Annotated in this window: 19 protein-coding genes; 11 read left to right on the forward strand and 8 right to left on the reverse strand. The window is 71.1% G+C overall.

Going from position 1 to position 21,548, the window contains the following annotated elements; translation table 11 throughout:
• Positions 1 to 22: 22 nt before the first annotated feature.
• A complete protein-coding gene (locus AB0Q99_RS11050) occupies positions 23 to 1,156 on the reverse strand; it encodes a serine hydrolase (protein WP_363570453.1) in 1,134 nt (377 codons plus the stop codon).
• A 204-nt stretch (positions 1,157 to 1,360) separates the two neighbouring features.
• Between AB0Q99_RS11050 and AB0Q99_RS11055 the strand changes: the two genes are divergently transcribed.
• Both AB0Q99_RS11055 and AB0Q99_RS11060 read left to right on the forward strand, forming a co-directional pair.
• Entirely contained in the window at positions 1,361 to 1,618 is a 258-nt protein-coding gene (locus tag AB0Q99_RS11055; protein ID WP_363570288.1) for a hypothetical protein, read from the forward strand.
• A gap of 98 nt (positions 1,619 to 1,716) precedes the next feature.
• Positions 1,717 to 3,336 carry a hypothetical protein gene (locus AB0Q99_RS11060; protein WP_363570290.1) on the forward strand — a complete coding sequence of 540 codons (1,620 nt, stop codon included), beginning with the start codon at positions 1,717 to 1,719 and terminating at the stop codon, positions 3,334 to 3,336.
• Positions 3,337 to 3,399: 63 nt separating this feature from the next.
• On the opposite strand, the gene AB0Q99_RS11065 is transcribed toward AB0Q99_RS11060, so the two are convergent.
• The 7 genes from AB0Q99_RS11065 to AB0Q99_RS11095 form a co-directional block, all read right to left on the reverse strand.
• Positions 3,400 to 4,173 carry a succinate dehydrogenase iron-sulfur subunit gene (locus AB0Q99_RS11065; RefSeq protein WP_363570292.1) on the reverse strand — a complete coding sequence of 258 codons (774 nt, stop codon included), beginning with the start codon at positions 4,171 to 4,173 and terminating at the stop codon, positions 3,400 to 3,402.
• Entirely contained in the window at positions 4,173 to 5,915 is a 1,743-nt protein-coding gene (gene sdhA, locus AB0Q99_RS11070; RefSeq protein WP_363570294.1) for a succinate dehydrogenase flavoprotein subunit, read from the reverse strand. The genes AB0Q99_RS11065 and sdhA overlap by 1 nt, the downstream gene beginning before the upstream one ends.
• Before the next feature lie 51 nt (positions 5,916 to 5,966).
• Positions 5,967 to 6,458, reverse strand: coding sequence for a succinate dehydrogenase, hydrophobic membrane anchor protein (sdhD, locus tag AB0Q99_RS11075; protein WP_363570296.1), 492 nt, complete (start codon positions 6,456 to 6,458; stop codon positions 5,967 to 5,969).
• An 8-nt stretch (positions 6,459 to 6,466) separates the two neighbouring features.
• Entirely contained in the window at positions 6,467 to 6,847 is a 381-nt protein-coding gene (gene sdhC, locus AB0Q99_RS11080; protein WP_033332398.1) for a succinate dehydrogenase, cytochrome b556 subunit, read from the reverse strand.
• A 304-nt stretch (positions 6,848 to 7,151) separates the two neighbouring features.
• On the reverse strand, positions 7,152 to 7,637 hold the full coding sequence (locus AB0Q99_RS11085; protein ID WP_363570298.1) for a 2-oxo-4-hydroxy-4-carboxy-5-ureidoimidazoline decarboxylase: 486 nt from the start codon (positions 7,635 to 7,637) through the stop codon (positions 7,152 to 7,154).
• A 298-nt stretch (positions 7,638 to 7,935) separates the two neighbouring features.
• The gene (locus AB0Q99_RS11090) at positions 7,936 to 9,585 is read right to left on the reverse strand and encodes an alpha/beta hydrolase (RefSeq protein ID WP_363570300.1); all 1,650 of its coding nucleotides are present in this window, start codon (positions 9,583 to 9,585) and stop codon (positions 7,936 to 7,938) included.
• A gap of 66 nt (positions 9,586 to 9,651) precedes the next feature.
• Positions 9,652 to 10,392, reverse strand: coding sequence for an SDR family oxidoreductase (locus AB0Q99_RS11095; RefSeq protein WP_363570302.1), 741 nt, complete (start codon positions 10,390 to 10,392; stop codon positions 9,652 to 9,654).
• A 121-nt stretch (positions 10,393 to 10,513) separates the two neighbouring features.
• Between AB0Q99_RS11095 and AB0Q99_RS11100 the strand changes: the two genes are divergently transcribed.
• From AB0Q99_RS11100 to AB0Q99_RS11140, 9 genes are all read left to right on the forward strand, one after another.
• On the forward strand, positions 10,514 to 12,157 hold the full coding sequence (locus tag AB0Q99_RS11100) for a methylmalonyl-CoA mutase family protein (protein WP_363570304.1): 1,644 nt from the start codon (positions 10,514 to 10,516) through the stop codon (positions 12,155 to 12,157).
• A gap of 212 nt (positions 12,158 to 12,369) precedes the next feature.
• Complete coding sequence (locus tag AB0Q99_RS11105) at positions 12,370 to 13,623, forward strand: amidohydrolase (RefSeq protein WP_363570306.1); 1,254 nt, start codon at positions 12,370 to 12,372, stop codon at positions 13,621 to 13,623.
• Between the two features lie 255 nt (positions 13,624 to 13,878).
• Positions 13,879 to 14,940 carry a BMP family ABC transporter substrate-binding protein gene (locus tag AB0Q99_RS11110; RefSeq protein WP_363570308.1) on the forward strand — a complete coding sequence of 354 codons (1,062 nt, stop codon included), beginning with the start codon at positions 13,879 to 13,881 and terminating at the stop codon, positions 14,938 to 14,940.
• 50 nt (positions 14,941 to 14,990) lie between these two features.
• Positions 14,991 to 16,805 (forward strand): ABC transporter ATP-binding protein, encoded by a 1,815-nt coding sequence (locus AB0Q99_RS11115; RefSeq protein ID WP_363570310.1) that lies wholly within the window; start codon positions 14,991 to 14,993, stop codon positions 16,803 to 16,805.
• 4 nt (positions 16,806 to 16,809) lie between these two features.
• Positions 16,810 to 17,964 (forward strand): ABC transporter permease, encoded by a 1,155-nt coding sequence (locus tag AB0Q99_RS11120; RefSeq protein ID WP_363570312.1) that lies wholly within the window; start codon positions 16,810 to 16,812, stop codon positions 17,962 to 17,964.
• Positions 17,961 to 19,226 carry an ABC transporter permease gene (locus AB0Q99_RS11125; RefSeq protein ID WP_363570314.1) on the forward strand — a complete coding sequence of 422 codons (1,266 nt, stop codon included), beginning with the start codon at positions 17,961 to 17,963 and terminating at the stop codon, positions 19,224 to 19,226. The genes AB0Q99_RS11120 and AB0Q99_RS11125 overlap by 4 nt, the downstream gene beginning before the upstream one ends.
• Positions 19,223 to 19,615: a cytidine deaminase gene (locus AB0Q99_RS11130; RefSeq protein ID WP_363570316.1), complete on the forward strand. Its 393-nt coding sequence runs from the start codon at positions 19,223 to 19,225 to the stop codon at positions 19,613 to 19,615. The genes AB0Q99_RS11125 and AB0Q99_RS11130 overlap by 4 nt, the downstream gene beginning before the upstream one ends.
• Before the next feature lie 106 nt (positions 19,616 to 19,721).
• On the forward strand, positions 19,722 to 20,999 hold the full coding sequence (locus tag AB0Q99_RS11135; RefSeq protein WP_363570318.1) for a thymidine phosphorylase: 1,278 nt from the start codon (positions 19,722 to 19,724) through the stop codon (positions 20,997 to 20,999).
• A 208-nt stretch (positions 21,000 to 21,207) separates the two neighbouring features.
• Positions 21,208 to 21,504: a helix-turn-helix domain-containing protein gene (locus tag AB0Q99_RS11140; RefSeq protein WP_363570320.1), complete on the forward strand. Its 297-nt coding sequence runs from the start codon at positions 21,208 to 21,210 to the stop codon at positions 21,502 to 21,504.
• Positions 21,505 to 21,548: the final 44 nt, after the last annotated feature.

Genomic DNA, 21,548 nt, shown 5'->3' on the forward strand with positions numbered 1-21,548 from the left:
GACCCACCCGCCGGACGCCCGATCAGTCGGCGGAGCGCCGCCGCCGCAGGACCAGCGCGCCGTACCCGGCCCCGGCCCCGGCCAGCCCGACGGCCGACCAGCCGAGGAGCCCGAGCCCGTCGTCCCCGGCCGGGGCGGCGGACGCGGCCGGCTCGGCGCCGGCCGGGGAGGGGTGCGGCGGCGCGGGCGCGCCGGCGGTACCGCCGGCCTGGCCGCTCGGCTCGGCGCCGGCCGGCGGGAGCTCGTCGACCAGCTTGCCGACCGGCTGGACCTTGCCGGCCGCGGCGAAGCCCCAGTCCAGCAGGGCCGCCGTCTCGTCGTAGACCTTCTGGTAGCTCGCCGGGTGCATCACCGTCACCAGCAGGGTGCGCCCGTCGCGTTCGGCGGCCCCGACGAAGGTCGAACCGGCGTTGGTGGTGGTGCCGTTCTTCACTCCGATCAGCCCGGGGTACTTGCCCAGCAGCCGGTCGGTGTTGGCGATCCCGAAGCTGCCGCGCTGGCCGGTGTTCTTGTCGACGGCGCCCGGGAACATCGCGTCCCGGGTGGCGCAGTACGCCCGGAAGTCCGCGTTGCGCAGGCCGGCCCGGGCGAACAGCGAGAGGTCGTAGGCCGAGGAGACCTGGCCGTCCATGTCGTAGCCGTCCGGGGAGACCACCCGGGTGTCCCGCGCCTGCAGCGCCTCGGCGCGCGCCTGCATCTCGGCGACGGTCTGCTGGATGCCGCCGTTCATGTGCGACAGGACGTGCACGGCGTCGTTGCCCGAGCTCAGGAACACCCCGCGCCACAGGTCCTCGACCCGGTACTCCAGGTTCTCCTTGATGCCGACCAGGCTGCTGCCGGCGCCGATCCCCTGGATCTCCTCGTCGGCGACCCGGTGCACCGCGTTGCGGTCGAACTTCGGCAGCACGGTGTCCGCGAAGAGGATCTTCAGGGTGCTGGCCGGAGGCAGCTTGAGATGCGGGTTGTAGGACGCCAGCACCTCGCCCGACGTCGCGTCGGACACCATCCAGGACTGGCCGGTGAGACCGGTCGGCAGCGCCGGGGCCCCCGCCAGCGGGGCGAGCTGGACCCCCGGGCTCCCGAGCCGCTCACCGCCGACCGCGGCCGACGGGGGCGGCTGCTGCGGGGCCGCGACCGCCACCGGGGCGATGAGCAGGACCGGAAGGGCCGCGGTGACCGCGGTGCACAGGCGCGCGAACGTGTGACGGGGAGTGGGCACCAGCAGACCGTACCCATTCCGGGCCCCCGGCGTCCGCCGCGCCGGGCCCGTCCTCCGCAGGAGGGGCCCGCCGTACGCCGATCGGCGGCCCGCGCATACTGGGGACGCACACCGCCTTCACACCCCCGCCGAGGACCACCCATGAAGCTCAGCCGCCGCACCTCCTGGTTCCTGACCGCCTTCGGAGTCTGGTCGATCATGATCTGGACCACCTTCGTCAAGAACCTGTGGAAGGACTCCGGCGGCCAGGCCTTCACCAACGGCGACCACTCCCAGCCCACCGCCTTCTTCTGGATCCACCTCCTCCTCGCCGTCACCTCCTTCGTCCTCGGCATCGCCGTCGGCGCCGTCGGCGTCCGCGGCCTGCGCGCCACCCGCCGGGCACCGGTCACGGACTGACCGCCCAATCCCGTTGCCGCTGTCGGTCTCTCCTGGCAAGATCCTCACCGCTCTCACGCGCGTGCCGGACGCGCTGATCACAGGGGTGGGGATCCTTCATGAAACTTTCGCGTGCCCGCAGACTCGGCGGGGTCACCACGGCTGCCCTCGCGGCCGGGCTGCTCACCACACCGACGGCGGCCATGGCCGACACCGCGCCGGCCGTCCTCGGCACCAACCAGGGCGTCGACTCGTCCCACGTCAGCGCCTGTGACTCGGCGGCCGATCCGACCTGGATCGGCCGGAGCGTCAACGGGCCGACGCTCAACGTCAAGGTCACCGGCACCGGCGCCCGGTTCGGCGTCTGGGACGTGACCACCGGCGCCGAGGACCCGGTGTTCACCGGGGATGCCCAGGCGGGCTTCGGCCAGTCGGCCGCCCTCAACGTCCCCGGCCTGCTGGACGGGCACAGCTACGCCTGGCACGCCTGGGCCCTCCAGGACACCCAGCTCTCCGCTCCGTCGGCGGACTGCCACTTCACGGTGGACACCACCAGCCCGACCGCCACGGTCGGTTCGACCGACTTCCCGTCGAGCGGAACCGCCCCCAAGTTCGCGGGCCAGTTCGGCACCTTCGTGGTCAAGACCACCGACCCGGTGCCGGCCGGCGGCGAGGCCTCCGGGGTCGCCTGCATCCGGTACGGCTGGGGCGACCTCGGCGTCGGCGGCTGCGACTCGCCCGGTGCCGTCGTCCCGGAGGACGACGGCACCGCGACCGTCAGCCTGCGGGTCCTGAACTGGGGCACCAACATCCTCAACGTCCAGGTGATCGACAACGCGGGCAACGTCGGCGGGGCGGGCTACACCTTCTACGCCCCGTGGAACCAGAACCCGCCCAAGGCGCTCGGCGACGTCGACGGGGACGGCGTCCCGGACGTCCTGCTGCCGGACGCCGGGGGCAACCTCCAGATCCTCAGCGGCAACTCGGGCGACACCACCCCGTCCGCCGTGATCCGGGCCGCCCTGTCGCCGAACCAGACCTCGTGGTCCAACGTCCAGGTGGCCCACCGCGGCTGGGACGCCAACGCGCACGCGCCGATGGACGACCTGCTGATGCACCCGATCGGTTCGCCGGCCTTGTACCTCTACAACAACCGGGACTACGCCTCGTTCACCGGGTACCCGTCGGTGATCTCCCGGCCGTCCGCCTGCCAGAACGCGGCCGGCACGGCCGCCGCCTGCCCGGCCGGCTTCGCCACCGACTGGCACAAGGCCGACCAGATCGCCCTGGTCGGCTCGCTGGACAGCCGGATGGTCTCCTCCCTGGTGACCGTGGAGGACGGCAACCTCTGGCTGTTCGCCAACCCCGGCCTCTTCTACCGGCTGCGGACCGCCCGCCAGCTCACCTCCGACGGCGCCTGGGCCGGCTACGACCTGATCGCCCCGGGCCCGGACTCGACCGGCAACCTCACCCTGTGGGCCCGCGAGCGGGCCACCGGTGACCTGCACGCCTACCCGATCGCCAAGAAGGCCGACGGCACCTTCGACTTCTCCGCCCTCGCCGACCCGAAGGCGGACGTCGTCGCGAAGGGCTTCACCGTCGCCGAGTACCCGACGCTCGGCAGCTCGGGCGACGTGGACGGCGATGGCCTGCCCGACCTGTGGGCCGTCACGGCCGACCGGCACCTGGCGTACTTCAGCGGCTGGAGCGACCCGGCCGACGCCGGCGCCCTGAAGTGACGTGAAGAGGCCCCCGCCCGATCCGAGGATCGGGCGGGGGCCTCTTCACGTGTCAGGCGGGGATCAGAAACGGCGGGTGACCAGCGCCCGCTTGACTTCCTGGATCGCCTTGGTGACCTCGATGCCACGCGGGCAGGCCTCGGAGCAGTTGAAGGTGGTGCGGCAGCGCCACACGCCCTCGCGGTCGTTGAGGATCTCCAGGCGCTGCTCGGCGCCCTCGTCGCGCGAGTCGAAGATGAAGCGGTGCGCGTTGACGATGGCGGCCGGGCCGAAGTACTGGCCGTCGTTCCAGAACACCGGGCAGGACGACGTGCACGCGGCGCACAGGATGCACTTCGTGGTGTCGTCGAAGCGCTCGCGGTCCTCGGCGGACTGCAGGCGCTCGCGGGTCGGCTCGTTCCCCTTGGTGATGAGGAACGGCATGACGTCCTTGTAAGCCTGGAAGAACGGGTCCATGTCCACGACCAGGTCCTTGAGGACCGTGAGGCCCTTGATGGCCTCGATCGTGATCGGCTTCTCCGGGTCGACGTCCTTGATCAGGGTCTTGCACGCCAGCCGGTTGCGGCCGTTGATCCGCATGGCGTCGGAGCCGCAGATGCCGTGGGCGCAGGAACGGCGGTAGGTGAGGGTGCCGTCCTGCTCCCACTTGATCTTGTTGAGCGCGTCGAGGACGCGCTCCTTCGGGTCCATCGTCAGCTGGTAGTCGACCCACACCGGGTCCGGGTGCTCCTCCGGGTTGAACCGGCGGATCCGGAAGGTGACGGTGATCGGCTGGACGGCACCGGCTTCGACCGCGTCCAGAGCGGCCGAGTGCGTCTCCACGGTCGGAGTGCTCATCAGTACTTACGCTCCATCGGCTGGTAGCGGGTCGTGACGACCGGCTTGTAGTCGAGGCGGATGGAGGTGCTGCCGTCGGCGGCGACCTCCTGGTACGCCATGGTGTGCTGCATGAACTTCACGTCGTCACGGGTCGGGAAGTCCTCGCGGTAGTGGCCGCCGCGGGACTCCTCGCGGGCCAGCGCGGAGACGGCCAGCACCTCGGCCAGGTCGAGCAGGTTGCCCAGCTCGACGGCCTCCAGCAGGTCCGTGTTGTAGCGGAAGCCCTTGTCCTGGATGGAGACGTTCTTGTAGCGCTCCTTCAGCGCGGCGATGTCCTCGACCGCCTGCTTCAGGGTGGCGCCGGTGCGGTACACCATGGCGTTGGTGTCCATGGTCTCCTGCAGCTCCTTGCGGATCTGCCCCACGGACTCGGTGCCGGTGCCCTCGCGCAGGCCGTCGACCAGGGCCTGGACCTTGTCGGCCGGGTTCTCGGGCAGCTCGACGAACTCGTGCGCGTTGGCGTAGTCGGCGGCGGCGATGCCCGCGCGACGGCCGAACACGTTGATGTCGAGCAGCGAGTTGGTGCCGAGGCGGTTGGCGCCGTGCACGGACACGCAGGCGACCTCGCCGGCCGCGTACAGGCCCGGGACGACGTCGGTGTTGTTGCGCAGGACCTCACCCTCGACGTTGGTCGGGATGCCGCCCATGGCGTAGTGCGCGGTGGGCTGGATCGGGATCGGGTCCGTGTAGGGCTCGATGCCGAGGTAGGTGCGCGCGAACTCGGTGATGTCCGGGAGCTTGGCGTCCAGCTGCTCCGGCGGCAGGTGGGTCAGGTCGAGGTAGACGTGGTCGCCGTCCGGGCCGCAGCCGCGGCCCTCGCGGATCTCGGTGTAGATCGCGCGGGAGCAGACGTCACGGGACGCGAGGTCCTTCATGACCGGGGCGTAGCGCTCCATGAAGCGCTCGCCGTCCTTGTTGCGCAGGATGCCGCCCTCGCCGCGGGCGCCCTCGGTGAGCAGGATGCCCATGCGCCAGATGCCCGTCGGGTGGAACTGGAAGAACTCCATGTCCTCCAGCGGCAGGCCGCGGCGGTAGACCAGGGCCTGGCCGTCACCGGTGAGGGTGTGGGCGTTGGAGGAGACCTTGAAGAACTTGCCGGTGCCGCCGGAGGCGAAGACGACCGACTTGGCCTGGAAGACGTGGATCTCGCCGGTGGCCAGCTCGTAGGCGACGACGCCGGCCGTCTTGCCCTCGTTGATCAGCAGGTCGAGGACGTAGAACTCGTTGAAGAACTCGACGCCGTGCTTGACGCAGTTCTGGAACAGCGTCTGGAGGATCATGTGACCGGTGCGGTCGGCCGCGTAGCACGAACGGCGGACCGGGGCCTCGCCGTGGTTGCGGGAGTGGCCGCCGAAGCGGCGCTGGTCGATCCGGCCCTGCTCGGTGCGGGAGAAGGGCAGACCCATCTTCTCCAGGTCGAGGACGGCGTCGATGGCCTCCTTGCACATGATCTCGGCGGCGTCCTGGTCGACCAGGTAGTCACCGCCCTTGACCGTGTCGAAGGTGTGCCACTCCCAGTTGTCCTCCTCGACGTTGGCCAGCGCGGCGCACATGCCGCCCTGGGCCGCGCCGGTGTGGGACCGGGTCGGGTAGAGCTTGGTCAGGACGGCGGTGCGGCTGCGCTGCGTGGACTCGATGGCCGCACGCATGCCGGCGCCGCCGGCGCCGACGATGACGGTGTCGTACTGGTGAATCTGCATGGGGGGTTAACTCGCCTCTGGCCTCTGCCGATGGTCGATGGTGCTCGCGGCTCAGATGTTGGGGTCGAAGGTGAAGATCACCAGGGTGCCGAGCAGCACGGTGAAGACCGTGGCGGTACCCATGAGTCCCTTGAGCCAGAGCCGGGTCGAGTCCTTCTCGGCGTAGTCGTTGATGACCTGACGCATGCCGTTGGCGCCGTGCAGCATGGCGAGCCACAGCATCAGCAGGTCCCAGCCCTGCCAGAACGGCGAGGCCCAACGGCCGGCCACGAAGGCGAAGCCGATCTTGGAGACGCCACCGTCGAGCAGCAGCATGATGATCAGGTGGCCGAGGATCAGCACGACCAGGACGACACCGGACAGGCGCATGAAGAGCCAGGCCAGCATCTCGAAGTTGGTGCGGGTGCGGCGCGGGGTCTTCTTGGTCCGCTGGCGGGGCGGCTCGATGACGAACGCGTCGGCCGGGTTGCCGGTGCCGAGGCCCTTGCCGGTGTGCGCCTGCTTGGAGGGCACCACGACGGCGTCGGAGTATTCCGTGGACATGTCTCAGCTCACTTCCCGAACCAGGAGATCAGCGTGTGCTGCAGGATCCCGTAGAAGGAGCCGGCCATCAGCACGACCCAGACGCCGACCACGGTCCAGAGCATCTGCTTCTGGTACTTCGGGCCCTTGGACCAGAAGTCCACCGCGACGACGCGCAGGCCGTTCAGGGCGTGGAACAGGATGGCGGCCACCAGGCCGTACTCCATCAGGTTCACGAGGGGAGTCTTGTACGTCTGGATGACGGTGTCGTAGGACTCCGGCGACACCCGCACCAGTGCGGTGTCCAGGACGTGGGCGAACAGGAAGAAGAAGATGAGGACGCCGGTGACTCGATGAGCCACCCAGCTCCACATGCCTTCCCGGCCGCGGTACAGCGTTCCAGCCGGCACGGAAAAACCCTCCGGAAGCGATTGGGGGCTCGGCCGGCTTCGGTGTCGGTCAGCCCGGCCGGGTACGGTCCACCGGCCGCGAGCATCCTATCGACGCCTTCTCGCCTGCCGCCTCCGGGGGCCCCAGGTGTGATCAATCAGGCACTTCTGGCCTAGTGCGGCGGGAACCGCGGCGGAATTCGACACCCAGGGTCACCACGCGCTCGCGCCCCGCACCGGAGGGTGCGGGGCGCGAGGGGCCGGATTCCTCCGTACGGGCGGATTCACCCGCACGGAGGAAACGCGGAGGGGAGGGGGGACCGGTTCAGCGTGCTCCGGCCTCCGAATGGGTGGCGACCAGGTGCTCCAGCCGGGTGAGGGCGATCCGGCGGAGCTCGTCCGCCGCGGTCAGCCGCTCCTCGTCCGGGTCGTTGGCCAGGCGGGTGCGGATGGAGGAGAGCACGGTGTCGAGCATCTCCTCCGGGGCGACGCCCTCCAGGCAGACCACGAAGACGTGGCCGAACCGGGCCTCGTACGCGGCGTGCGCCGCCCGCAGCGCGGTGTGCGCGGCCTGGCTGCCGGGGGCCCGCATGCCGAGCAGCGGCTGCGGCATCCAGCTCTCGTCCGCCAGCGCCTCGGCGAGGTCGGCCGGGCGGAGGTCGTAGGAGGCCTCGCTGGCGGCGGCCAGCAGGGACTCTATGTCGGGGTACGGCCGGTGCGCGGTGAGTCGCAGGGCCCAGCGGTGGCTGCCGCAGCAGGCCAGCAGGGCCTCCTCGGCGGCGCCGGCGTCGGCCTCGTTGAAGCGGTGCAACCCGAGGAGGGTCGGCTCTGTGCTGACGTCGAGCCGCTGTGACGGGATGTCGCTGGCCAGCGGGTCCTCCTCGTGAGGGCGGGAAGGTGCCGGTGAGGGTGGGGTGGTGGAGTAGGTGGAGTGCGGGGCCGCGGAGAGGCGATCGGCGCCGGTCGGGCGGCATCTCCAAAGTAGTTGAGCCGTCATCAGTTGGGGAGGGCGCGCGCCGAATTCATCCGGACGAGCTATCAAGTTGTGACGTTGACACCTTCGCGTCATCGCCCTCCCCATCTCGCTCTGCTAATCCGCCGTGGTCACCTCAGGTGCAGCGGGTGCCGGCGGCCGGCACGGTGCCCTCGGTCAGGTAGGCCTCCATGGCCCGGTCGATGCAGGTGTTGCCCTTGCCGAAGGCGCCGTGGCCCTCGCCGACCCGGGTGAGCAGGGTGGCGTTGGCGAAGCCCTTGGCCAGCGACTCGGCCGAGGCGTACGGGGTGGCCGGGTCGCCGGTGGAGCCGACGACCAGGATCGGGGCGCTGCCCTCGGCCCGGATGGTGTGCGGCTTCTCCTGCGTCTTGAACGGCCAGTAGGCGCAGCCGGGCTCGCTGTAGTCGTCCACCGTGACGCCCTTGGACAGCAGCGGCGCTTCGGCGCGCAGCCGGTCCACGGCGGCCTTGGCGTGCTCGGGGGTGGGTGCGGGGCGGGCGGCGTCGGCGCAGCTGATCGCGCCGTTGGACTCCTCCATCGGGCTGTAGTGGCCGTTCTCGTCGCGGCCGTTGTACTCGTCGGCGAAGGCCAGCAGCAGGTCGCCGCGCTTCATCTTCATCGCCATGCCGAGGGCGGCGCGCAGGTACTGCCAGGAGGTCTTCTCGTCGCCGTAGAGCGTCTGGATGGTGCCGGTCCAGGCCAGGTCGCGGCCGAGCTTGCGGCCGTCCTTGGTGGTGAGCGGGCTGTCGTGCAGGCTGTCCAGGAAGTCGGCGGCCTTCTTGGCGGCCGCGTCCTTGTCCTTGCCGAGCGGGCACTCGTCGGCGTGGTTCTGGACGCAGTCGGCGGCGAAGCGCTCGAAGGACTTCTCGAAGCCGACCTGCTGGTCGACGCCGTGGTCGAGGGTGTCCTGGGCCGGGTCGACGGCGCCGTCGAGGATCAGCCGGCCGGTGTTCCCCGGGAACTCCTCGGCGTAGAGGGCGCCGAGGTAGGTGCCGTAGGAGATGCCCAGGTAGTCGAGCTTCTTGTCGCCGACGACCGCGCGCAGCACGTCCAGGTCGCGGGCGGTGTTGCGGGTGCCGACGAAGGGCAGCATTTTCCCGGACCTGGCCTGGCAGGCGGCGGCGTGGTCGGTGGACTGCTTGACGTGCGCGGCCTTGCGCTCGGCCGGGTCCAGTGGCTCGTCCTGCTGCTCGACGGCGTCGTGCTGCTTGTCGTCGTAGCAGACGACCGGGGAGCTGTCGCCGGTGCCGCGGGGGTCGAAGCCGATCACGTCGAAGCGGTTGTGCAGGGCTCCGACGAAGTCCTTGGTGCCGTACTTGACCATCTCGACGCCGGAGCCGCCGGGGCCGCCCGGGTTGACCATCAGCGAGCCGATCCGCTGGTCCGGCTTGGCGGCCGGGTACTTGATCAGCGCGAGGTCGATCGCGTCGGTACCGGGGCTGGCGTAGTCGAGCGGGACGTGCAGCCGGCCGCACGTCAGCGCGCTGATGTCGATCCTGGCCTTCTCGGCCTGGGGGTCGGCCGGGCAGTCCGCCCAGGTGATCCGCTGGCCGTAGAAGGGCTTGAGGGCCGGGTCGGCCTCGCCGGCGGGCCGGGCGGTCGGGGCCGGGGTGGCCGCGGGGCTCGCGGCGGCGGGTGCGGAGGTGCCGGCGGCCCGGTCCTGGGCCGGCTCGGCACTGTGGTCGCAGGCCGTGGTGAGGAGGAGGGTGCCTGCCGCCACGGCGGTCAGCAGGATGCGTGGGCGGGCGGCCCGGAAGGTTCTCATCGCACGTGTGTACCACTGGGTGGTGACGCGTTCGATCCTGGCCCCGGGGCCGCCCGCCGGGCGGGATCAGCCCCGGTGGACCTTGTGGTTGGCGGCCTGCGCCCGGGGGCGGACCACCAGCAGGTCGATGTTCACGTGCGCGGGCCGGGTGACCGTCCAGGCCACGGTGTCCGCGACGTCCTCCGAGGTCAGCGGCTCGGCCACGCCCGCGTACACGGCGGCGGCCTTCTCCTCGTCACCGCGGAAGCGGGTGATCGCGAAGCCCTCGGACTTCACCATGCCGGGCGCGATCTCGATCACCCGGATCGGCTCCCCGCACAGCTCCAGCCGCAGCGTGGCCGCGATGGTGTGCGCGGCGTGCTTGGCGGCGACGTACCCGCCGCCGCCCTCGTAGGCGGCCAGCGCGGCGGTCGAGGAGAGCACCAGCACCGTGGCGTCGCCGGTGGCCCGCAGGGCCGGCAGCAGTGCCTGCGTCACGTGCAGCACGCCGAGCACGTTCACCTCGTACATGGCCCGCCAGTCGGCCGGGTCGCCGTGCTCGACCGTCTCGGCGCCGATCGCGCCGCCGGCGTTGTTCACCAGCACGTCCACCCGGCCGACCTCGGCCGCGAAGGCGTCCACGGCGGCCCGGTCGGTGACGTCGAGCGGGTGGGCCCGGCCGCCGATCTCCTTCGCCAGCGCCTCGATCCGCTCGGCGCGGCGGGCGGTCAGCACCACGTCGAAGCCCTCGGCGGCCAGCCGGCGGGCGGTCGCCGCGCCGATTCCGCTGCTGGCACCGGTGACCACGGCCACCTTCTGCTCGGTCATTGCCACTCCCTGGGGGCTCATCGGTCGTTCACCCGATCATCTCAACCGCGTCGGCGCCCCGGCGGACCGGTCGGGTCCTACATTGCGAGGACCAGCGCCCGCCGATCCCCTGGAGGGACCCATGGCAGCCGATCCGCGCCACGCCGAGCCGGACCGCCCCCCGGAGCCGGACCGCACCGCGCGGCCGGCCCGGCGCTCCGAGGCGGGCCTCCCGATCGCACCGCTGTACGGCCCCGACGCGCTGGCCGACTGGGACCCGGCGACCCGCCTGGGCCGCCCGGGGGAGTACCCCTACACCCGGGGCGTCCACCCGACCATGTACACCGGACGCCCCTGGACGATGCGCCAGTACGCGGGCTTCGGCACCGCCGCCGAGTCCAACGCCCGCTACCGGCAACTGATCGCGGGCGGCGGCACCGGCCTGTCGGTCGCCTTCGACCTGCCCACCCAGATGGGCTACGACTCGGACGCCCCGCTCGCCGCCGGGGAGGTCGGCCGGGTGGGCGTGGCGGTGGACAGCGTCGAGGACATGGCGGTGCTCCTGGACGGCATCCCGCTCGGCGGGGTGTCCACCTCGATGACCATCAACGCGCCCGCCGCCCCGCTCCTGCTCCTCTACCAACTGGTCGGGGAGGCCCAGGGCGTGGCGCCGGCATCGCTCACCGGCACGGTCCAGAACGACGTGCTGAAGGAGTACATCGCCCGCGGCACCTACATCTTCCCGCCGCAGCCCTCGCTGCGGCTGGTCGCCGACGTGTTCCGGTACTGCCGGGCCGAGGTCCCGCGCTGGAACACCATCTCCGTCTCCGGCTACCACATGGCCGAGGCCGGGGCCGACCCCGCGCAGGAGATCGCCTTCACCCTGGCCAACGGCATCGCCTACGTCCGCACCGCGATCGCCGCCGGGATGGCCGTGGACGACGTCGCGCCCCGGCTCTCGTTCTTCTTCGTGGCCCGCACCACCCTGCTGGAGGAAGTGGCCAAGTTCCGTGCCGCGCGCAGGATTTGGGCCAGAATCATGCGCGAAGGATTCGGTGCGGAGGATCCCCGCTCGCAGATGCTGCGCTTCCACACCCAGACCGCCGGGGTGCAGCTCACGGCCCAGCAGCCCGAGGTCAACCTGGCCCGGGTCACGGTGCAGGCGCTCGCCGCGGTGCTCGGCGGCACCCAGTCGCTGCACACGAACAGCTACGACGAGGCGATCGCGTTGCCCACCGAGAAGGCCGCCCGGCTCGCCCTGCGCACCCAGCAGGTGCTCGCCCACGAGACCGACGTGACCGCCACCGTCGACCCGTTCGCCGGGTCGTACGCGGTCGAGTCGCTCACCGACGGACTGGAGGCCGCCGCGCTGGCGCTGATGGCCCGGATCGAGGACCGGGGCGGCGCGGTGGCCGCGATCGAACAGGGCTTCCAGAAGGGCGAGATCGAGCGCACCGCCTACCGCCTCCAGCAGGAGACCGACTCCGGCGAGCGGACCGTGGTCGGCGTCAACCGCTTCCGGTCGGACACGGAGGAGCCCTACCGGCCGCTCCGGGTGGACCCGGCGGTCGAACGGCAGCAGGCCGAACGGCTGGCCCGGCTGCGGGCCGGGCGCTCGGCCGGCGCCGTCACCCGGGCGCTGGACGCGCTGCGCCGCACCGCCGCGGGCCCGGAGAACGTGCTGTACCCGATGAAGGAGGCACTGGCCGCCCGGGCCACGGTGGGCGAGGTGTGCGACGCGCTCCGGGAGGAGTGGGGGACGTACGCTCCGGAGGAGCGCTTCTGAGCAGCGCCTGAACAGCCGTCAACCCCGCGGTGTCGCCGGGGAAGTGGCGGCCGTGTCCGTCGGCGCGGGTGATCGTTGCACAGGGCAAGCAACCCGGGGAAGGCGGCTGAAACGAGATGTCATACCCACCTGTCCGGCCGGTATGCGCCCATCCGGGGACTAGTTTTCCGAAAGTCGGGCCAAATCCCCCCAACAGGCCTACGCTTGGGGAGATGAACCGTCCTGAGCCCGCTCAGCCGGGCGCCACCATCGCCGCCGCACGCCCCGCCGTCGAACTGCGTGACCGGGTCAGGGCGCTGGAGCCAGAGCTGATCGCCTTCCGCCGTGACCTCCACCGGCATCCGGAACTGGGCCGCCAGGAGTTCCGCACCACCGGGCTGCTGCGCGACCGACTGGCGGCGGCCGGCCTCGACCCCCGGGTGCTGCCCGGCGGCACCGGCCTGCTCGTCGACATCGTCCCGGCCGGCACCGCCCCGGGCGCCGAGTTCCTGGCCTTCCGCGCCGACATCGACGCGCTGCCGATCGACGACGCCAAGACCGACGTGCCCTACCGCTCGACCGTCCCCGGCCGGGCGCACGCCTGCGGCCACGACGTGCACACCTCGGTGGTGCTCGGCACCGGCCTGGTGCTGGCCGAGGCCGCCCGCACCGGCGAGCTGCGCCGCCCGGTCCGGCTGGTCTTCCAGCCGGCCGAGGAGGTCATGCCGGGCGGCGCGCTGGACGTGATCAAGGCCGGCGGGATGGACGGCGTCGGCCGGATCTTCGCGGTGCACTGCGACCCGAAGGTGGAGGTCGGCCGGATCGCCCTGCGCACCGGGGCGATCACCTCGGCCTGCGACCGCCTGGTGCTGCACCTGGACGGCCCCGGCGGGCACACCGCCCGTCCGCACCTGACCACCGACCTGGTGACCGCGGTGGCCAGGATGGCCGCCGACCTGCCCGGCGCGCTGGCCCGCCGGATGGACCCGCGCTGGGGCGTCAGCCTGGTCTGGGGGCGGATCGCCGCCGGCTCCGCGCCCAACGTCATCCCGCAGCACGCCGAGCTGGAGGGCACCGTCCGCTGCCTGGAGCTGGACGGCTGGCGCGAGGCGCCGGACCTGCTGCACGAGCTGATCGCCAAGCTCGCCGAGACCTACCGGGCCAAGTGGACGCTGGACTACCACCGCGGGGTGCCGCCGGTGGTCAACGAGGCGGTCTCGGTCGCGCTGCTGGACGAGGCGATGAACGCCCGGTTCGGCCGGGACGGCCGACAGGTGGTGGAGGGCACCGAGCAGAGCCTCGGCGGCGAGGACTTCTCCTGGTACCTGGAGCACGCCCCGGGCGCGCTGGCCCGGCTGGGCGTCCGCGCTCCCGGCGACACCGCGGTCCGCGACCTGCACCAGGGCCGGTTCGACGTGGACGAACGGGCGATCGGCATCGGTGCCGAGCTCTTCGCGGCGCTGGCCCTGGAGGCGGACACCGACTGAGGCGCAGCCCCGGGCCGCGTGGCCGGCGCCGGGGTGGATCGTCGGGATTCGGGGTTCGGTGGCGGTTCCGTAAACTGGGCCGCACCAACCTCGTACCACCGTCCGCACGGGGTGAAAGAGCCTCGGGGCGGGTGTCAGACCACGGTTTGATAACAACCCGAATGCTCTGGCACCCCGTAACACAACCGTGTTCTACGCGCGTTACGGTGGCGTCCGACCACGCCAAACGGTTGCGTGTCAGAAGGAGATACTCCCTTGCGCCGTTCAATGAAGCTCGCCGCGGTTGTGCTCTCGGGTTCCCTGGGCATGGCCTCGCTCGCCGCTTGCGGCGCAAAGAGCACCGACAGCACCTCCTCTTCCGCCTCGGGCGACGGTTCGCTCAAGGTCGGCATGGCCTACGACATCGGTGGCCGCGGCGACCAGTCGTTCAACGACTCCGCCGCCCGCGGTCTCGACAAGGCCAAGTCCGAGCTGGGCGCCTCCGTCACCGAGGCCGAGGCCAAGGCCGGCGAGGCCGAGGCCGACAAGGAGACCCGCCTCAAGAACCTGGTCGACGCCGGCTACAAGACCATCATCGCGGTCGGCTTCGTCTACCAGCCGGCGGTCAACAAGATCGCCAAGGACAACCCGAACGTCAAGTTCGCGATCATCGACTCGAACGACAAGGACCAGCCGTCCAACGTCACCTCGCTGCTCTTCGCCGAGCAGGAGGGTTCGTACCTGGCCGGTGTCGCCGCGGCGAACAAGTCCAAGGCCAAGCACGTCGGCTTCATCGGCGGTGTGCAGTCCGAGCTGATCAAGAAGTTCGAGGCCGGCTACAAGGCGGGTGTGAAGTCCGTCGACCCGAACATCGTGGTCGAGACCACCTACCTGACCACCCCGCCGGACTTCACCGGCTTCAGCTCGCCCGACAAGGGCAAGGAAGCCGCGCAGGGCCAGCTCGACAAGGGTGCGGACATCATCTACTCCGCCGCCGGTTCCTCCGGTAACGGTGCGATCGAGGCCGTCGCCAACAAGCAGGGCGCCCTGGCCATCGGTGTCGACTCCGACCAGGCCAGCCAGCCGGCCCTGGCGAAGTACAAGAACAGCATCATGACCTCGATGGTCAAGAACGTCGACAACGCGGTCTTCGCGTACATCGACTCGGTCAAGAAGGGCAACGCCTTCACCGGTGTCAAGCTCTTCGACCTGAAGTCCGACGGTGTCTCGCTCGCCACCACCGGTGGCAAGATCGACGACATCCAGTCGCAGCTGAAGGCCGCCGCCGACGCCATCAAGAGCGGCGCCACCACCATCCCGACCGCGCCGGCCCAGTAAGGACCGCGCGTCGCGGACGCGACAGCGCCTGCCGCCTGCCCGGCAGCGCGATGATCGACACGGGAGGGGCCCGGCAGGGTGCGCTCAACGCGTACCCCCGGGCCCCGTTCCGTCTCCACGTTTCCCCACCTTGGCCCTCCGAGCGCAATGTCGCGCCTCCAGACCACCAGGAGATCGCCATCACCGCATCCGACCCCGTCCCCCTGCGCAAGGACGGCACCCCCAGCGCGGGGACGGCGACAACGGCCGTCGAGCTGCGCGGCATCACCAAGCGCTTCCCCGGTGTCGTGGCCAACCACGACATCAACCTCACCGTCCGCACCGGCACCGTGCACGCCCTGATGGGCGAGAACGGCGCCGGCAAGTCGACGCTGATGAAGATCCTCTACGGCATGCAGAAGCCGGACGAGGGCACCATCGCGATCAACGGCGAGCTGTGCGAGTTCAGCACCCCCGGCGACGCCATCGCCCGCGGCATCGGCATGGTGCACCAGCACTTCATGCTCGCCGACAACCTCACCGTGCTGGAGAACGTCGTCCTCGGCGGCGAGAAGTTCCACGGCATCGGCGCCAAGGCGAAGGCGAAGATCAAGGAGATCTCCGACCAGTACGGCCTGGGCGTGCGTCCGGACGCCCTGGTCGAGGACCTCGGCGTCGCCGACCGCCAGCGCGTCGAGATCCTCAAGGTGCTGTACCGCGGCGCCAAGATCCTGATCCTCGACGAGCCCACGGCCGTGCTGGTCCCGCAGGAGGTCGACGCGCTGTTCGACAACCTGCGCGAGCTCAAGTCCGAGGGCGTCACCGTCATCTTCATCTCGCACAAGCTGCACGAGGTGCTGGCGGTCGCCGACGCGATCAGCGTCATCCGGCGCGGCACCACGGTCGGCGACGCCGACCCGAAGGCCGTCACCGCCCGCCAGCTCGCCGAGATGATGGTCGGCGCCGAGCTGCCCTCGCCGGAGAGCCGCGAGTCCACGGTCACCACGACCGAGATGCTCGACGTCAAGGACCTGCGGATCGCCAAGACCGACGCCGAGGGCATCGAGCGCGTCGTCCTGGACGACATCTCCCTGCGCATCCACAAGGGCGAGATCCTCGGCATCGCCGGTGTCGAGGGCAACGGCCAGGCCGAACTGGTCGAGGCCATCATGGGCATGCTGCCGCTGGACGGCGGCTCCGTCACGCTGGACGGCAAGGACCTCTCCGGCACCCTGACCCGGGCCCGCCGCGAGGCCGGCATCGGCTACATCCCCGAGGACCGCCACCGGCACGGCCTGCTGCTGGAGGCCCCGCTCTGGGAGAACCGGATCCTCGGCCACGTCACCGAGGCGCCCAACTCCAAGGGCATGCTGCTCGACCCCACCGGGGCCCGGACGGACACCCGGCGGATCGTCGAGGAGTACGACGTCCGCACCCCCGGCATCGAGGTCACCGCGGCCTCGCTCTCCGGCGGCAACCAGCAGAAGCTGATCGTCGGCCGCGAGATGAGCCACCAGCCCAAGCTGCTGATCGCCGCGCACCCCACCCGCGGTGTCGACGTCGGCGCGCAGGCCCAGATCTGGGAGCACATCCGGGTCGCCCAGCGGGCCGGCCTGGCCGTGCTGCTGATCTCGGCCGACCTGGACGAGCTGATCGGACTCTCCGACACCATCCGGGTCATCTACCGCGGCCGCCTGGTCGCGGACGCGGACCCGGCCACCGTGACCGCCGAGGACCTGGGCACCGCGATGACCGGCGCCGCCAGCGGCCACCTCGAATCCGAGCCGGACGCGCTCGCCGAGGCCCAGGCGCTCGCCGCCGAGGGCACCCGGGCCGAGGACACCGACCCGTCCGACACCGCCGACGACCCGCAGGCGGGGGAGTAACCACATGACCAGTCCCAACCCCGCCGCTAAGCGCGGCCCGGTGCAGCGGATCAGCGGTGAGCGGATCATGCTCGCACTGGCAGCGCCGGTGCTCGCGGTCGTGCTCTCCGTCGCGATCTGCTCCGTCCTGCTGGCGACCTCGGGCAAGAACCCGTTCGACGCGTGGAACGTGATGATCACGTACGCCACCAAGTCGGACGGCCAGGTCGCCATCCTCAACCGTTCCACCACCTACTACCTGGCCGCCGCGGCCGCCGCGTTCGGGTTCCGGATGAACCTGTTCAACATCGGCGTCGAGGGCCAGTACAAGGTGGCGGCGCTGTTCGCGGCGTACATCGGCACCCAGGTCGACCTGCCGGCGATCATCCAGATCCCGCTGCTGCTGGTCACCGCCATGCTGGTCGGTGGCCTGTACGCGAGCATCGCCGGTCTGCTGAAGGTCCTCCGCGGCGTCAGCGAGGTCATCTCGACCATCATGCTGAACGCCATCGCGCTCGCGATCGTCGGCGTGCTGCTCGCCCCGGGCGTCTTCGCGCCGAAGGTGAGCGGCACCAGCAACTCGATCCAGACCGACCCGATCTCCCAGTCCAGCCACTTCTTCTCGATCGAGACGGCCGGCGGCCCGCTCTGGGGCTTCCTCTTCGTCGCGGTCGCGGTCGGCGTGCTCTTCCAGTTCACCCTGACCCGCACCCGCTTCGGCTTCGACCTGCGCGCCACCGGCCGCTCGGAGTCCGCGGCCACCGCGTCCGGCGTGAACGTCAAGAAGATGGTCATCACCTCGATGGCGGTCTCCGGTGCGATCGCCGGTCTGATCGGCATGCCCGAGCTGCTGCAGAACTCCTTCTACTACGGGCAGACCTTCCAGCAGAACCTGGGCTTCCTCGGCATCTCGATCGCCCTGCTGGGCCGGAACAGCCCGATCGGCATGGCCTTCGCGGCCCTGCTGTTCGCCTTCCTGGACGCCACCGGCTCCCAGCTGCCGCTGCAGGGCGGCTTCCCGGCCGAGATCGTCCCGGTCATGCAGGGCACCATCGTCATCTGCGTGGTCGTCGCGTACGAGCTGGTGCGCCGTTACGGCCTGACGCGCCAGCAGAAGAAGGTCGGCGAGCAGCTCGCCGCCCAGCTCGCGGCCGCTGAGAAGAAGGAGGTGTCGGCGTGAGCACGGCTACCGCTGCTCGTCCGAAGGCGCCCGGTGCGCCCGCGAAGAAGCACAAGCTGTCCTGGCCGGTGGTCCTGCTCCTGATCGCGGGCGCCCTGGTCCTGTTCTCCGCCGTGGGCATGGCCACCGGCAACCACTCGCTGACCTCCTCCGGTCAGGTCACCGCCGCGCTCAGCGCCGCCGTGCCGATCGGCATGGCCGGTCTCGGCGGTCTCTGGTCCGAGCGGGCCGGCGTGGTCAACATCGGCCTCGAAGGCATGATGGTCGCCGGCACCTTCTGCGGCGCCTGGGCCGGTTACCTGGTCAACCCGTGGGTCGGGCTGCTGGCCGGCATGGCCGGCGGCGCGCTCGGCGGTCTGCTGCACGCGGTCATCACCGTCACCTTCGGCGTCGACCACATCGTCTCCGGCGTCGGCATCAACCTGCTGATCCCCGGCATCTGCGCGTACGTCAACCGGATCTACTACAAGGACTACATCTCGGCCGGGGCCGGGGCGAACCAGTCCCCGCCAGCGGATCCGCTGCCGTACATCACCGTCCCCGGGCTGTCCTCCTGGCTGAAGGGCATCGAGGGCCACCACTGGTTCTTCGTCTCGGACGTCGCCGGTGTGTGCGCCGGCCTGGTCACCAACATCTCGGTCGTCGTGGTCCTGGCGGCCGCGCTGATCGTGGTCACCTACTTCGTGCTCTGGCGCACGGTGTTCGGCCTGCGGCTGCGCTCCTGCGGTGAGAACCCGACCGCCGCCGAGTCGCTGGGCGTCAACGTCTACAAGTACAAGTACCTGGCGGTCATCGCCTCCGGCGCCTTCGCGGGCCTCGGCGGTGCGTACCTCTCGCTCGTCGCCGCGCACTTCTACAAGGACGGCCAGACCCTGGGCCGCGGCTTCATCGGCCTCGCGGCGATGATCTTCGGCAACTGGATGCCCGGCGGTCTCGCCATGGGCGCCGGCCTGTTCGGCTTCACCGACAGCCTCCAGCTGCGCGACCCGGAGTCGGTGCACGTGCTGATCCTGGTGGTCTCCATCGCGATGGCGCTGCTCGCCCTCTGGCAGCTGTACCGCCGCAAGTTCACCGGTGCGGTGGTCTCGCTGGTGGTCGCCGGCGGCCTGGGCGCCTGGTACGCGCTGACCGACGAGGTCCAGCGTCCGCTGATCGTCGCCACGCCGTACGTGATCACCCTGGTGGTGCTCTCGCTGGCCTCGCAGCGACTGCGGATGCCGAAGGCCGACGGCCAGATCTACCGCAAGGGCCAGGGCAAGTGACCGCCCCCGTGGTCGACTGGGAGGGGCTGCGCGCGGCGGCGCGCGAGGCCATGGGCCACGCGTACGCCCCGTACAGCAAGTTCCCGGTCGGCGCGGCCGCGCTGGTGGACGACGGGCGGGTGGTCACCGGCTGCAACGTCGAGAACGCCTCGTACGGGCTCGGGCTGTGCGCCGAGTGCGGGCTGGTGTCCGCGCTGCACGCCACCGGCGGCGGCCGGCTGACCGCGTTCACCTGCGTGGACGGGGCCGGCGAGCTGCTGATGCCCTGCGGGCGCTGCCGCCAGCTGCTGTACGAGCACGGTGGACCGGAGCTGCTGATCGAGCTCGCCTCCGGCGTCAAGCCGATGAGCGAGGTCCTGCCCGACGCGTTCGGGCCGGAGCGGCTCTAGCATCGCTGTTTGTTACGCGCGTAGAGTGTCGCGAGTGGGCCGTAACCCGGTCATCTCGCGGCACTCTTCGCATGTGACGCTTTCTGAACCCCTTCTTGGAGCACCCATGGACGCCATCTCCGTCATCAGGACCAAGCGCGACCGCGGAGAGCTGAGCGACGCTCAGATCGACTGGGTCATCGACGCCTACACCCGCGGCGAGGTCGCCGACGAGCAGATGTCCGCGCTGGCCATGGCGATCCTGCTGAACGGCATGCAGCCGCGCGAGATCAGCCGCTGGACCGACGCCATGATCCGCTCCGGCGTCCGGATGGACTTCTCCTCGCTGCCGCTGCCCACCAGCGACAAGCACTCCACCGGCGGCGTCGGCGACAAGATCACCCTCCCGCTCGCCCCGCTGGTCGCCGCCTGCGGCGCGGCCGTCCCGCAGCTCTCCGGCCGCGGCCTCGGTCACACCGGCGGCACCCTGGACAAGCTGGAGTCCATCCCCGGCTGGCGCGCCCTGCTCTCCAACGAGGAGATGATGGACGTGCTGCGCGACGCGGGCGCGGTCATCTGTGCGGCCGGCGACGGCCTCGCCCCCGCCGACAAGAAGCTCTACGCGCTGCGCGACGTCACCGGCACCGTCGAGGCGATCCCGCTGATCGCCTCCTCGATCATGTCGAAGAAGATCGCCGAGGGCACCGGCGCGCTGGTCCTCGACGTCAAGGTCGGCTCCGGCGCGTTCATGAAGAACATCGAGGACGCCCGCGAACTCGCCCGCACCATGGTGGGCCTGGGCACCACCGCCGGGGTCAACACCGTCGCCCTGCTCACCGACATGTCCACCCCGCTCGGCCTCACCGCGGGCAACGCGCTGGAGGTCCGCGAGTCCGTCGAGGTCCTGGCCGGCGGCGGCCCGGCCGACGTGGTCGAGCTGACCCTCGCGCTCGCCCGCGAGATGCTCGCCGCGGCCGGCGTCCACGGCAAGGACCCGGCGGACGCGCTGCGGGACGGCTCCGCCATGGACCACTGGCGCCGCATGATCGCCGCCCAGGGCGGCGACGTGGACGCCCCGCTCCCGGTCGCCCGCGAGCAGCACGTGATCCCCGCGCCCGCCTCCGGCGTGCTCACCGAGCTGGACGCCTACGCCGTCGGCGTCTGCGCCTGGCGCCTGGGCGCCGGCCGCGCCCGCAAGGAGGACCCGGTCCAGGCCGGCGCCGGCGTCGAGATGCACGCCAAGCCCGGCGACACGGTCGTGGCCGGCCAGCCCCTGCTGACCCTCCACACCGACACCCCCGAGCGCTACGACTACGCCATCGAGGCCCTGGCCGGCGGCATCACCGTCTCCCCGGCCGGCACGGCGTTCACCCCGAACCCGATCGTGCTCGACCGCATCGCGTAGCCATGCGATTACCCCGTGTGCGGCAGCGTGCTCTACGCTGCCGCGCACGGGAGTCGACCGTTTCTCGGTCGAGATCGAACCCGAGGTCCGCGACTGGCTCACCGCGCTTCCGTCGCGGCACTGTTCCGGGACCGATCAGTCGGATCGTCCCGGAAGGAGAGCAGGAGCGAACCACTCTCAGTGGAAGACCCGCCGCACGCGGGAACTGTTGGGTGAGCAGATCCAGGAGAGCCCGCAGATGGCTGCGGAGCGGCTGGAGTTTCGCGCCTCTTGGGCGTTCGGCCAGGCGCTTTATGACCGCCGCACTGCTCTCGGTCTCTCGCAGGCCGAGGTGGCTCGTCGGGCGAGCATGACCGAGGAGGAGATCGAGTGCATCGAGGGGGCGGACATCGTTCCCACGTTTCCGCTGCTCCAGCGACTGGCGGGGGCGCTGGAGTCGGAGCTCGACATCCACGTGACGCCCGACGCCGTCACTGAGCTCCGCTTCCACGCCCCGGCTGCCTGAGAGCCGTTGAGGAGCCCGCGCCCGGTCCCCGGGGGCGGGCTCCT

This window comes from Kitasatospora sp. NPDC086791 (assembly GCF_040685975.1).
GTDB lineage: Bacteria > Actinomycetota > Actinomycetes > Streptomycetales > Streptomycetaceae > Kitasatospora.